This is a genomic window from Enterococcus italicus DSM 15952 (assembly GCF_000185365.1).
GTDB classification, from domain to species: domain Bacteria; phylum Bacillota; class Bacilli; order Lactobacillales; family Enterococcaceae; genus Enterococcus_G; species Enterococcus_G italicus.
Genome location: NZ_GL622241.1, coordinates 1,808,060 through 1,821,438, shown reverse-complemented (window position 1 = coordinate 1,821,438; position 13,379 = coordinate 1,808,060). Strand labels below are relative to the sequence as shown.

At 40.5% G+C, this 13,379-nt stretch carries 10 protein-coding genes; 6 read left to right on the top strand and 4 right to left on the bottom strand.

What is annotated here, in order from left to right:
* A partial coding sequence (locus tag HMPREF9088_RS12230) for a hypothetical protein (RefSeq protein WP_007208801.1) occupies positions 1-242 on the bottom strand: 242 nt, incomplete at its 3' end.
* Positions 243-377: 135 nt separating this feature from the next.
* Between HMPREF9088_RS12230 and HMPREF9088_RS11965 the strand changes: the two genes are divergently transcribed.
* Positions 378-653, top strand: a complete 276-nt coding sequence (locus tag HMPREF9088_RS11965) for an OFA family MFS transporter (RefSeq protein WP_143139683.1) — start codon at positions 378-380, stop codon at positions 651-653.
* A gap of 147 nt (positions 654-800) precedes the next feature.
* A complete protein-coding gene (locus HMPREF9088_RS08490) occupies positions 801-1,877 on the top strand; it encodes a DNA/RNA non-specific endonuclease (protein ID WP_007208800.1) in 1,077 nt (358 codons plus the stop codon).
* A gap of 111 nt (positions 1,878-1,988) precedes the next feature.
* Here HMPREF9088_RS08490 and ppdK read toward each other — a convergent pair whose 3' ends face one another.
* Positions 1,989-4,592, bottom strand: a complete 2,604-nt coding sequence (gene ppdK, locus HMPREF9088_RS08485; RefSeq protein WP_040366882.1) for a pyruvate, phosphate dikinase — start codon at positions 4,590-4,592, stop codon at positions 1,989-1,991.
* A gap of 162 nt (positions 4,593-4,754) precedes the next feature.
* On the opposite strand from ppdK, the gene HMPREF9088_RS08480 reads away from it, so the two are divergent.
* Positions 4,755-5,384, top strand: coding sequence for a helix-turn-helix transcriptional regulator (locus HMPREF9088_RS08480; RefSeq protein ID WP_040366881.1), 630 nt, complete (start codon positions 4,755-4,757; stop codon positions 5,382-5,384).
* Between the two features lie 11 nt (positions 5,385-5,395).
* Positions 5,396-6,220 (top strand): pyruvate, water dikinase regulatory protein, encoded by an 825-nt coding sequence (locus tag HMPREF9088_RS08475; RefSeq protein ID WP_007208797.1) that lies wholly within the window; start codon positions 5,396-5,398, stop codon positions 6,218-6,220.
* 205 nt (positions 6,221-6,425) lie between these two features.
* Here the strand turns inward: HMPREF9088_RS08475 and HMPREF9088_RS08470 are convergent, their stop codons facing one another.
* Together HMPREF9088_RS08470 and HMPREF9088_RS08465 are read right to left on the bottom strand one after the other, a co-directional pair.
* Positions 6,426-8,957, bottom strand: a complete 2,532-nt coding sequence (locus HMPREF9088_RS08470) for a M1 family metallopeptidase (RefSeq protein ID WP_007208796.1) — start codon at positions 8,955-8,957, stop codon at positions 6,426-6,428.
* A 396-nt stretch (positions 8,958-9,353) separates the two neighbouring features.
* Positions 9,354-10,229, bottom strand: a complete 876-nt coding sequence (locus HMPREF9088_RS08465) for a hypothetical protein (RefSeq protein WP_007208794.1) — start codon at positions 10,227-10,229, stop codon at positions 9,354-9,356.
* A gap of 239 nt (positions 10,230-10,468) precedes the next feature.
* Between HMPREF9088_RS08465 and HMPREF9088_RS08460 the strand changes: the two genes are divergently transcribed.
* On the top strand, positions 10,469-12,076 hold the full coding sequence (locus HMPREF9088_RS08460) for a type I restriction-modification system subunit M (protein ID WP_007208793.1): 1,608 nt from the start codon (positions 10,469-10,471) through the stop codon (positions 12,074-12,076).
* Positions 12,073-13,305: a restriction endonuclease subunit S gene (locus HMPREF9088_RS08455; protein ID WP_007208792.1), complete on the top strand. Its 1,233-nt coding sequence runs from the start codon at positions 12,073-12,075 to the stop codon at positions 13,303-13,305. Before HMPREF9088_RS08460 ends, HMPREF9088_RS08455 begins: the two co-directional genes overlap by 4 nt.
* The last annotated feature ends 74 nt before the right edge of the window (positions 13,306-13,379 follow it).

The window sequence follows — 13,379 nt, the reverse complement described above, 5'->3', positions numbered from 1 at the left end:
CCAAGTTTTATTAAATTACTTGTTTTTGTTGCTTCTTTAATAGCCATTACTGTTTCTAAAGTTTTGACATTGTCCGCAGGTGTTACAATTGGGCTTTCGTTACCTTCGATGACTTGGACAAAATGTTTTAATTGCATTTTATGTGGTAACTGCGGATCAACTGGTTGAATGGCCGTTGCTAGTGGTTTGTGCCATGAAGCATCGCCATCGTATGAAAATTGATGAAGTCTAGGTAAGGACAATGAACCTTTCGTACCACCGATGAAATAAGCATCTGCATCGGATGGACGGTACTGAGGATCTTCTCTCGATGTAGCTTCCCAGTTCCAAGGTGAAACAGTGGCATCAGAAATAGTTAATGAAGCAAGAGCACCAGATTGGAAACGAGCATTATTATTTTAGGTGCATCATTCGGTGGTGTACTTGTCGTGTTCCCACCATTAACAAGTAAGACATTCGGTATGAAAAACCCTGGTGTGAACTATGGTATCATGTTCTTCGGATACTCAATTGGAGCACTTTTAGGCCCACAAATCGCCGCTCGATTTGTCGATCAAACGAGCGTACCATTCAGCCTTCATTGTGGCCCCTGTGGTAGCAATTGTCGGATTTGTCTTATCATTAGTTGTTCGGGCAATGTTAAAAAAAGCTAATTAAAATAGTTAAAAAACGTATGACTTTTTATCTTAAACGGTGAAGAGTCATACGTTTTTTTGTTTCGATCAATATATATACGCAGTTATCATTGACTCGTGACAAATTCAAGCAAATAATAAAAATGGAATAAGAAAAGGAGAGAGATGGAGATGAAAAGGGAAAGAGTGCAAAAGATGGGGTTCTTTTTGGCAGTGATGGCACTTGTCTTGGGGACGGCAGCTGGCTGTAGTAGCGCTGAGGGATCGACGGAATCGACAACTACCCAGACTGAACAAGTGACAACCAAAGAAAGCACCAAGACTCAAACAACAAACACCACAGCCGAAGAGAAAAAAGAGCAAGAAGCAATTTCCGCAACACGGACGCAGATAATACAAGACCTTGCCGCAAAAGACTATGCTGGCACACAAACCATTGAAATCAATAATAACGTACCACTCTTTACCACTACAGATCTATCAGTAAAAGATGGTGCTTGGGAATCATATGGAGATCTTGACACATTGAATCGAGCGACCTTGGCCGATGCGATGCTCAATCAAAGTCTCATGCCGACTGGCAAGCGAGGCGATATTTCATCGGTCTCTCCGACTGGCTGGCAAAATAAAAAAATCAAAGATGGCTATTTGTATAATCGTTCGCATCTAATTGGCTGGGCATTGTCAGGAGAAAATGCCAACTGGAAAAATTTAATCACCGGCACGCGTCAACTAAATTCGCCAGAGATGCTGCGGTTTGAAATGGATATCAAGACATATCTTGAAAAAAGCTCGGATAATTATGTCCGGTATCGCGTGACGCCAATTTTTCGGGGCAATGAGTTATTGGCACGTGGGGTAGAGCTAGAAGCACAATCGATTTCAAGTGATGAAATAAAATTCCATGTGTATATTTTTAATGTCCAAGATGGCGTGACAGTAAATTATGCGGATGGGTCAAGTGTCGTAAGTAGTGAGGAGACAGAACAGTCCACACAAGAGCAGACAACGTCTCAAACAACAACTCAAACAACAACTCAAACAACAACTCAACCAGCAGCCGCAAGTGGAGAAACACAATATGTCGATCCTGCGACGGGGCAAGGTCTGATTAAGGGGTCGAAGAACAAGATTTATCACCTACCAGGGTCAACGTATTATGACAAAACAACCAACCCTGAAGCATGGTTTAAAACCGTCAGTGAAGCACAAGCAGCTGGTTATCGTGCACCGAAAAAATAAAATCGAAGCTCTGACGAAATGAATTACAGATAAAGACCAGAAACACCAAGAGTTTGAGAAAGAACTTCTGGTATTTCTGGTCTTATTCTTGTAGTCGAGAAAGTCTAACGTTTAATTTATAGCTGCTTGAGCAACGGCTAAGCGCGCAGCTGGGATGCGGAAAGGGGAACAGGAAACATAATCAACACCTATTTCAGCAAAAAAGCGAATGGAGTCTGGATCGCCACCGACTTCACCACAAACACCAATACACATTTCTGGCTTCGTTTGACGGGCTTTTTCTACGGCAACTCGAATGAGAGATCCTACACCATTTTGATCTAGATGCTGGAATGGGTCACTTTGCATAATGCCTTTTTCCGTGTAAGTATTAATAAATTTACCTATATCATCACGCGAAAAGCCATACGTCATTTGCGTTAAATCATTGGTACCAAAACTGAAAAAGTCAGCTTCTTTCGCTAATTCATCTGCAATAAAACATGCACGAGGCAATTCAATCATCGTGCCAAGCTCATACGGTAAGGGCTCGATACCTTCTTGTGCAAATACTTGTTCGATGGTCGAAGTCAAAAATTGTTTAATGTACAGTAGCTCTTCTTTTTCCGCAATTAAAGGAATCATGACCTCTGGCAGTATCGTTTGTCCTTCTTTTTGGAGACGAATGACACTCTTAAAAATGGCACGTACTTGCATCTGGTAAATGGTCGGCATCGTAATTCCTAGTCGACAGCCGCGATGACCGAGCATCGGATTTGCTTCTTGCAAGCGACGGATTTGCTCTTCTACAAGTAAAGGCGATTTTCCTAGCTTTAATGCCAGTTGACGTATGTCATTTGGCTCATGAGGGAGAAACTCATGCATGGGCGGATCGAGTAGGCGAATGACCATGGGCTTATCTTGAACAATCTGATACATTTGATAAAAATCTTCTTCTTGGAAGGTGAGCAATCGTTCTAGGGCATCTTGTGCTTCTTTGTCACTGTCTGCTAGTATTAAGCGTCGCATTTCGAGCACTCGCTCAGCTCCAAAGAACATATGCTCCGTGCGAGCTAGACCGATTCCTGTTGCGCCAAAATCCATCGCCGTTGTTAAATCTAATACTGTTTCGGCATTTGCCCGCACGTTTAGTTGAGCGACTTCATCTGCCCAGGTCAATAATTGCTTCAACTCCTCATTGTTTTCGGCGATGACAGTGGGAATTTCTCCTAAGAAAATCTTGCCAGAAGTGCCATCAACGGAAAAAATATCTCCTTCAGTAAAAAGTAACTCCCCACATTTGACTTGTTTGTTTTGTTCGTCAACTGTCAATGCCTCACATCCAGTAATGCAGCATGTTCCCATACCTCGTGCTACGACCGCAGCATGAGAAGTCATCCCACCACGACTAGTCACAATCGCTTCACTGACAATCATCCCCTCGATATCTTCCGGCGAGGTTTCTTGGCGCACGAGAATGACTTTTTGTCCCATATTAGAAAAATCTTTCGCTGCTTCTGCCGTAAAAACAATTACCCCTGTCGCAGCACCTGGACTAGCTGGTAACCCCGCGGCTACTAATTCGGCATCTTTTAGAGCATTGCTATCAAAAACTGGATGAATTAACTGGTCAATCATTTCAGGTGAGACGCGATTTAGTGCGGTCTCTTTGGAAATAATACCTTCTTTTACTAAATCCAAAGCAATTGTTAACGCAGCTTTCGCGGTACGCTTTCCGTCACGTGTCTGCAAAATATATAGATGCTCATTTTCAATAGTAAACTCAATGTCTTGCATATCTTTGTAATGATCCTCCAAGACTTTTGCGTAATGAACAAAATCTGCATAAGCGGTTGGCATTTGCTCTTTCAATTCGGCGATAGGTGCTGGCGTGCGAATACCGGCAACGACATCTTCACCTTGTGCATTGAGTAAAAATTCACCGAATAAGTGACCCTCACCGGTAGCAGGATTGCGGGTAAAGACTACTCCGGTACCACTTTGATCACCACTATTCCCAAAGACCATACTTTGTACATTGACCGCGGTTCCTAGATTATGCGGGATATGATTTAATTCGCGGTAGACGTTGGCACGTTGATTGTTCCATGAGCGAAAAACAGCCTTCGTCGCTTCGAATAATTGTTCGTAAGGATCTTGAGGGAAGACCAGGTTGCGAGAGAAAAACTTTTCCTTATATGATTGAATGACTTCTTCTTGTTCACGCAGGGTGAATGAATCAGTTTTTTTAGCCAATGCTTGTTCGGCATTGGACAATAAGTCATAGAATTCTTCTTTAGGAATACCAAAGACAACATCGCCATACATTTGCAATAAACGGCGGTAGCAGTCATAAGCAAAAGCCAAAGATGTCGTTTGTGCGAAGGCCTGCACTCGTTGATCATTTAAACCTAAATTTAGAATCGTGTCCATCATTCCAGGCATGGAAAATTTTGCGCCACTCCGAACAGAAACAAGTAGTGGATCGATTGTATTGGTAAATGATTTGTGGGTTTTATTTTCTAATTTGTGAACCGCATTCATAATTGAGCTTTTTAATTGAGTATCGAAAAATGATTCGTCTGCTAGGTAAGTCATGCAGCACTCTGTCGTGATCGTAAATCCAGGTGGAACGGGTAATCCTAAGTGCGTCATTTCTGCTAAGTTTGCACCCTTGCCACCAAGTAAACCTTTATCTGTCCGTCGTCCTTCTTCAAAATCATAAATGAATTGCATGCTTTCTGCCTCCTGACTAAATATGTGACACATTCATTATATTTGTATCTTAATATGTGTCATATATATTGTCAATAGGTGTATGTATGATATTTTTTAGTTGAATCATTTATTATTCGTTGTATAATGAGAATAATAAAAAAGTAAATAATGGAGGTTGGCATGAAATTAACCGATCGACAAGAGAAAATTATTGAAATAGTAAAAGCCTATCAACCGGTCAGCGGAGAAAAAATATCAGAATTGATGGAAGTATCCCGAGCAACCTTACGTTCAGACTTAACTTTTTTGACCCTTATCGGATTGTTGCAGGCAACACCAAAAGTTGGCTACACGTATTTGGGTAGTGCAGTAGAGACGTTTTTCTTTTTTGATAGTTTTCGAACCAAAATAGACGAATTGATGGTGCCGCCATTACTGGTGACGAAAGATACGACGATTCGTGATGCTATCACCACGCTATTTATGTATGATGTCGGGTCATTGTATGTAATTGATGAGAGTCAAGAGTTGGCCGGAGTATTGTCGCGCAAGGATTTATTGAGAGCATCCTTGAATACCAACATTGACCAAACACCTGTCGCCATCTGCATGACTCGGGTGCCGCATATTAAGGTAGCGACCAAGGATATGGATATTTTAGAAGCAGCTAGTATTTTACAAGATTTTGAGGTGGATTCCTTACCGGTCGTATCCGAAGACAACCACGCCAAAGTCATCGGCAAAATAACCAAAACAAAAATCCTCAATTACCTCATTCAACGTGCAAGAGAAGCAGAATTAAAACGATAGGAGCGAGTATAATGAATAAAGAAATTGCCATTTATACTATTTCAGATTCGATAGGAGAGACATCTCAAAAACTCATTGGTGCCGTCATGGTTCAATACCCAGATGTAGCATTCCGTAACGCGTATCGATTTCCATTTGTCACGGATGAGCAAGAATTAGTTGGCATTCTTAAAGATGCCAAGAAAGAAGATGCGATCGTTATTAGTACATTAGTCAATCGACGTTTGGCACAAGTAGCGAAAGAGTATAGTCTAAGTGAAAGCTTAGCCTATTATGATTTAATGCAACCGTTTTTTTCTATGATTGAGGAGAAATTACATGTGCAACCAATTGAAAAGCCTGGCATCGTACATAAGCTAGATACCGAGTATTTTCAGCGGATTTCTGCTATTGAGTTTGCCGTAAAGTATGATGACGGTAAGAATCCCCAAGGCTTTCTTACAGCCGATGCGGTCATCCTTGGAGTCTCTCGTACATCCAAGACACCACTAAGTATGTACTTAGCAAATCGGGGACATAAGATTGCCAATCTCCCGCTGATACCCGAAGTCCCGGTGCCGCAAGTGCTAGATCAAGTCGATTCAGATCGGATAATTGGGCTAATTTGTCAACCGGAAAAATTAGTAAAAATTCGCAGCAATCGCTTAGAATCACTTGGCTTGGGTCACACGACAAGTTATACCGATGTCGAAAAGGTAAGAAGAGAGCTAGCATATGCACAATCCATCTTTAAAAAGTATCAGTCGCAGGTGATTGACGTAACCGATAAGTCCATCGAAGAGACGGCCTACCTAGTCGAAGAGCATTTAAAAAAATCGGTCGCAAAGCTGAGATAAGTAAAAATATAAGCTAGAAAGTGATTGAAAGAGAAATATTCAGTTGTAAGCAAAAAGCCAAAAAATCCTGAAGTTTAAAAAACAGCTTCTGGATTTTTTGGCTTTTGATCGTACTCTCAATAAGCGATGTTTTAAAGCAGCTCTTTCTCGGCAACAAGTCAAACAATCTTTGAACTTGTTGCTAAGAGCTTTTGGAACACTTTTTTTAAATTTCTCTAGCTATAGATTTATTTACAGCTTCTTTTTCGGCTGTAATCAAGGACACGCGACTGGTGATGACATTGATACCCATCGTGATCTCGCGGGTTAATCCTGGTGTGTTTAATTTTGGTTCAAAGAATGCTTTGTACTCCGCTAGTCGTTCAGATGTGCGGAAGACGCGGGCAATCATTTGGATGTAACTCGTAAATGACATGTCCCCACCAACAGTATCAAGCAACCATTGCCAGTTCGTGCGAATCCAATCCCACGCTAGCTGTTCACCTAATGGGTTAGCTAGCACGCCGTAGAACCAACCGCGCAAATCTTGTGGTTTGATGGTATCGGCTTCTTTGAATTTTGCGACAATCGCTTCCAAGATGACAGGTTCTTTGGATTGAGTCATGGCTACTTGCAAGTCTTGCTTAAAGTTAGCGTCGGAAGAACGACGGTAAGTTTGTAAGAATGACTCAAACAATGCTTCACTGCCATATGCACGGACTTCGTTCAGTAAGATTGCTGCACGAACTGCTGCCGGTAAATCAATAATCGCATCTTTATGAGCAGTGAATAGGTCGTGCGCTTCAGTGATTGCGTCTTTGTTGCCACCATAAAGAGCTGCTTGGAGCACAAGTGGACGACTTAATTGGTCATCATGGGTATCGGCATCTTTTGGTGCACAACCTAAGCGTGTATAGTTTTTATGGCTTAGTTTATGATAGTACTGTTTTAAGTTGGCTTCTTCCTCAGTATTTGGCTCAACGAATAAATCAAATTCATCTGCGATATTATAGAGTGCTTGGTTGACAATCGCATGCGTGCTGTCCGCAAATTGAAACAATAACGGTACAAGTGTTGCGTACGATACATAACGGCCACTAGCCAATAACTGCAAATCTTGTAAAAGTTGCAATTGAGTTAGGGCATCGTAGTCACTGACTTGAGACAAAATATCTGCTAATAAGGTGTCATCGTATTGGACGATAAAATGAGAATTATTGCCGACATTTAAGCGGAAAGGTTCGCCAGCTTTGGCACGCAATTCAGTATAGTTTCCTAATGAGAGTGTGCGCTCAGTCATCAATTCAGGGACGTCTTTTGCATTGCTTGCTAAAGGAATTTGCCAGATGCGTTGTTGATCTGAGCCTTCACCGATGAAAAATTGATTTTGGGTAAGGATGAGTTCTTCATTTTGCACTGAGGCTTTGACGACAGGGTAGCCCGGTTGTTCAAGCCAAGAATGCATCACTGCACCGACATCGATACCAGACGCATCACCAAGGGCAGTCCATAAGTCAGCACCCGTCGCATTGCCGTATTGATGCTTGGCAAAATATGCCTTTAATCCTTGACGTAATGCATCATCACCAATTAAAGCACGCACCATCACTAACATCCGCGCCCCTTTTGCATAGACGATGGCCGCATCAAATAAGGAATCGACCTCGGCAGGATCTTCGACAGCGACGTGGACGGACTGTACGCCATCGGTTGCATCCCTGTGAAGAGCTGCGGGTACATCTTTGGTCTGGAAGCTTTCCCATACGTGTAAGTCAGGCTCGATGGCATCCACACAGACATACTCCATCATATTGGCAAAACTTTCATTTAACCATAAATCATCCCACCACTTCATTGTTACCAAGTCACCAAACCATTGGTGTGCTACTTCATGCGCAATGACGGTCGCTACAGCACGCTTCGTTGTCAGGCTCGTATTATCTGGATCAAGTAATAAATACGCTTCACGATACGTGATTAGACCCCAGTTTTCCATCGCACCGGCTGAAAAGTCAGGCAAGCCCAATTGCCAAGAATGTGGCAGTGGATATGGAGTTTGGAAGAAGTCTTCGTAGAATTCGATGGCACGAGTCGCAATATCTAAGCCAAAGTCTAACTCTTTCGCAGCATGCGCATACGTACCAAAGACGCCAACTTTCACGCCACTTTTCGTTGTCGCAGTCTTGCCTTGCAGTTCACCAAAGCCAAATGCTACTAAATACGTCGACATCTTAACGGTCGTATCAAAATAATGCACCCCATCGACACACTTGGTCTCAGGCATATTGGCAAGAATTGTTTCACCTTCGTGCTCGTCGTAACGAATCGATACAGCAAATGTCGCTTTCGCTTCAGGCTCGTCCACACATGGAAAGGCTTGACGGGCAGAATTGGTCTCAAACTGCGTACCAATCAATTGCTTTTTGACGCCATCTACTTCGTAATAAGACGGGTAGATGCCCATCATGGTATCTGTCAGCTTGGTCTTATAAGCAATCGTGATTGTCACTTCGCCAGCTTCTGGTAAGCTGATACGGATGGCTTCTTTTTCATCGTCCACTGTATAGGTAGCCGCAAGATTGTTGACTTCCACAGACGCTATCGTCAAATCTTTTTGGTGAATGGCGATATCTGCTTGCTTGGCAGTCCCAGTAATCGTCGTTTTGCCGGTTATTTCTTTCTTGGCACGGTCAATATCAAAGAATAATTGGTAATGATCCGGCACGAAAAATTCATAAAAATGTTCAAATGCAGTCATGTATATCCTCCTTTATAGATGTTTCACTCTTATTATAGCGAATATTTCAAAAATAAGATAAAAAATGGATGAGAGTTTTGCGAAAAAAATCATTTGGGACACCTGATGAAAAAAGGGAGTGTGACAAACGTCCGTCACACTCCCATAACTTGAATAGATTAGTAAAAGCAACTCTTTTGACAATCAATCAAAAATCTTAAAAAATATGAGGAGCAATTTTTCCAATTTCTGATTGATTACTCAGAGCTAATCGCTTTTGTCACACCATAATAATCAGTGTTCCAAAAGCAGCTCTTTCGACAATCAATCAAAACTCTTAAAAAATTTGAGGAGCAATTTTTACGATTTCTGATTGATTGCTCGGAGCTAATCGCTTTTGTCACACCTTTTTGGATACTATTCTTTTTCTTCTTCAAGGGGTAGTACTTTGAATTCACCTTCGATTACTTCATTCGCTGGTTTTTGGCGTCGTTTGAATCGATCGAGAAAGTGTTGCTTTTTCATCAGTGTCGTCGGGCTATCTTCAAACGTCCCGTCGAGGTGCATGACAAAGGCATCTGCCAAGCGATTACCCATAGGAATGAACGTCACATACGTCAAGCCGCCAGAAATGACACCACCAATGATAGGCACTGACTTAGTCACAGTCTTTTGGACGGATTCCTGGGTGATATTTTGGCCAATTTTGGCGCCGACTTTCTTCACTAATGGAAACCAAGTCGTCTGACTGAGAGTCTTTGTCGCGATGCGTTGGCCTAAATGCTCACCGGCTTGCTTAGATACTTTCGAGACCAAGAAGGCCGCACCACCAGCACCAAACATCACACCAAGATAGGCAATAATACGTAACTTTGCTTCTTCTGAAAGCTCATCCGTCTTACTCGTAAACAAATCTTCCTCACCAAATAAATACGCAATCTGCTGCGCCATATTAATTGCAAAGGCAAAATATTGCGCCACGTCTGCACTACCAGCCGCTAACATAATCAATGGGTTAGAAGGCATCCCTGCCGCAAAACTTGCTATAGATGTTTTTTTTGTACTACTTTTGATAATTTCTGTCGCTTTTTGACGTAAATCCGTCGAAGAATAGACTGATTGCGGTCCATATTTTAGAATTTTGTCTAAATCAGGTGAGCCTGCAAACTGCTCTTTCAAAAATTTTTTGCGGTTTACGCGGATGATAGGCAACTTTGCTACCGCACCGATTGTTTTTAAGGTCCGCTCGTATAATTTATCTTGTTTGGATTGATTGGTCGCAACTTTTGGCATAAGAACCCTCCTAGTAGTTTGTCAATATATATTTAGTATACAAGATCGCATGAAAAATAGCGGCTAGAAGCAATTGGGAGAGTGAAGAAGGGTGCGAGAGAAGCAGAATGCTTGACGAAAGTCAGTCCCTTGTCCTAGTAAATTAAAAAATACGTGAAATACGCAAAATAATTCTAGGAATATGATATCTAAAATAGGATAATAAAGATATAAACATACGTTGTAGAGGAGCGATAGCTGTGGTAAGCAATCAAAATTCAAAAAATCTATATCAAGCTTTATGGAGTTCGGCAGATATCTTACGATCAAAAATGGATGCCAACGAGTACAAAAATTATTTATTAGGAATCGTCTTTTATAAATATCTATCCGATAGAATGCTGGTCTTTGCGGTCGATTTATTAGAGGAGAGCGCAAGTGACCTGGAAGAAGCACAAGTGATTTTCACAAAGGCTATGGACGACGGAGAAGTCAAAGACGATTTGCTTTATGCGTTAAAGGATGAGTTTTCTTATTTAATTGAACCATCACTAACATTTACAGCGTTAGTTCACGATGTCTACCGAGGAAAATTCCAGCTAGAGGATTTGGCGCAAGGTTTTCGAAATATCGAACAAAGCAATGAGCTATTCGAGAACTTATTTGAAGATGTGGATTTGTATTCGAAAAAACTAGGAGCCACTCCACAAAAACAAAATCAAACCATCGCGAATGTGATGAAAGAATTAGCCGACTTAGATTTGGCACATCAAGGGGATATACTAGGCGATGCCTATGAGTATTTAATTAGTCAATTCGCATCAGAGTCGGGCAAAAAAGCAGGTGAATTCTACACACCACAGCCTATCTCTGAGTTAATGACTCGTATTGCTATTGATGGAAAGGAAGACCAAAAAGGCTTCTCCGTCTACGATCCGACAATGGGATCTGGCTCGCTATTACTGAATGTCAGACGCTTTTCAAATGAAAAAGGATTTATTAATTATTTCGGTCAAGAATTGAATACATCGACATTTAATTTGGCGCGAATGAATATGATTTTACATGGTGTCGATAGTGCCAATCAGCATTTACGCAATGGGGACACGCTAGATGGAGATTGGCCGACTGAAGAGCCGACCAACTTCGATGCCGTACTCATGAACCCCCCATATTCAGCCAAGTGGTCAGGTGAAAAAGGCTTTTTAGATGATCCGCGCTTTTCAATGTATGGTGTATTAGCCCCAAAATCTAAAGCAGACTTTGCCTTTTTACTACACGGCTACTACCATTTAAAAGAATCTGGTGTGATGGCGATTATTTTGCCACACGGGGTCTTATTTAGAGGAAATTCAGAAGGTAAAATTCGAGAAATTTTGTTAAGAAATGGGGCGATTGATACCGTCATTGGCTTACCGGCGAATATCTTTTTTAGTACATCTATTCCTACGACCGTCATTATCTTAAAGAAAAACCGACCAAACCAAGATGTCTTATTTATTGACGCGTCAAATGGCTTTACTAAAGGGAAAAATCAAAACGTATTAGAACCAAATCATATTGAAGCTATTATTGATACGTACCAAAAAAGAGTATCTATCGAAAAATATGCCCACCTAGCAACATTTGATGAAATCAAAGAAAATGATTTTAATTTGAATATTCCACGTTACGTTGATACCTTTGAAGAGGAGGAACCGATTCACTTAGGAGAATTGGCACAAGAAATAGCCGCTACTAACGACTCATTAGCTCAAGCAGAAAAAGAATTAGCCACGCTCTTTGGAGAACTCGTTTCAACTAGTCCAGAAATTGAAAAAGAACTCGCGCAATTTCGACAATTGTTACATGGAGGTGGGCTTGAATGAATCCAAGCAGAACACCGAGTGTGAGATTTAAAGGATACGAGGATGAGTGGGAAGAGCGTAAGTTAGGTGAATTAGCTAGTTTTTCAAAAGGCAATGGATATACAAAAAATGATTTAGTCGAATTTGGAGATCCAATAATTTTATATGGTCGCTTATATACAAAATATGAAACAGTTATTGAGAAAGTAGATACATTTGTAAATAAGAAAGATAACTCAATAATTAGTGAAGGATCTGAAGTCATAGTACCTGCATCAGGAGAATCTTCAGAAGATATTTCTAGAGCTTCAGTTGTTGGTAAATCAGGTCTAATTTTAGGTGGAGATTTAAATATAATTAAACCAGTAAATTATATTGATTCTATTTTTTTAGCTTTAACTATTTCTAATGGATCTCAACAACAAGAAATGTCGAAGAGAGCTCAAGGAAAATCTGTAGTTCATCTGCATAACTCTGATCTAAAACAAGTAAATCTTTTATATCCAAAATTAGAAGAACAACAAAAAATCGGTTCATTCTTCAAAAAATTGGATAATACTATCTCTCTTCATCAGCGTAAGTTAAATCTACTAAATGAACAGAAAAAAGGCTTTTTACAAAAAATGTTTCCCAAAAATGGTGAAATAATTCCGGAAATACGATTTGCTGGTTTCAATGATGATTGGGAAGAGCGTAAGTTAGGAGATCATGCTAAATATCGTCGTGGTTCATTCCCACAACCGTATGGGAATAAAGAGTGGTATGACGGCGAAGGTGCTATGCCTTTTGTTCAAGTTGTGGACGTGACTAATAAATTAACTTTAGTTGAAAATACAAAACAAAAAATAAGTAAATTAGCTCAATCTAAGAGTGTGTTTGTTCCAAAAGGAAAAGTTGTAGTTACACTACAAGGAAGCATTGGACGTGTTGCTATCACTCAGTATGATTCATTTGTAGACCGTACCTTACTAATTTTCGAAGATTATGAAAAAGAAACTGATGAACGATTTTGGGCATATACAATTCAGAAAAAATTTGAAATTGAAAAGCTTAAAGCACCAGGTGGTACTATCAAAACTATCACCAAAGAAGCACTTTCATCATTTAATGTTCATCTTCCAAAATTTGAAGAGCAACAAAAAATCGGTTCATTCTTCAAACAGTTAGATGACACTATCGCTCTTCATCAGCGTAAAATTGATGAATTAAAATTAATGAAAAAAAGTATGTTGCAAAAAATGTTCGTATAAAAGAAAAATAGATTGAATTATTTCATACTATCCTCTACATAATGAATGGACTTCGGTCAAAAATTATGTGGAGG

Bases quoted from the DNA above. Each gene is read 5' to 3' on its own strand.
- HMPREF9088_RS08465 (WP_007208794.1), bottom strand. From the start codon at position 10,229: ATGCCAAAAGTTGCGACCAATCAATCCAAACAAGATAAATTATACGAG.
- HMPREF9088_RS08455 (WP_007208792.1), top strand. From the start codon at position 12,073: ATGAATCCAAGCAGAACACCGAGTGTGAGATTTAAAGGATACGAGGAT.
- ppdK (WP_040366882.1), bottom strand. From the start codon at position 4,592: ATGCAATTCATTTATGATTTTGAAGAAGGACGACGGACAGATAAAGGT.
- HMPREF9088_RS08470 (WP_007208796.1), bottom strand. From the start codon at position 8,957: ATGACTGCATTTGAACATTTTTATGAATTTTTCGTGCCGGATCATTAC.
- HMPREF9088_RS08480 (WP_040366881.1), top strand. From the start codon at position 4,755: ATGAAATTAACCGATCGACAAGAGAAAATTATTGAAATAGTAAAAGCC.
- HMPREF9088_RS08490 (WP_007208800.1), top strand. From the start codon at position 801: ATGGAGATGAAAAGGGAAAGAGTGCAAAAGATGGGGTTCTTTTTGGCA.
- HMPREF9088_RS08475 (WP_007208797.1), top strand. From the start codon at position 5,396: ATGAATAAAGAAATTGCCATTTATACTATTTCAGATTCGATAGGAGAG.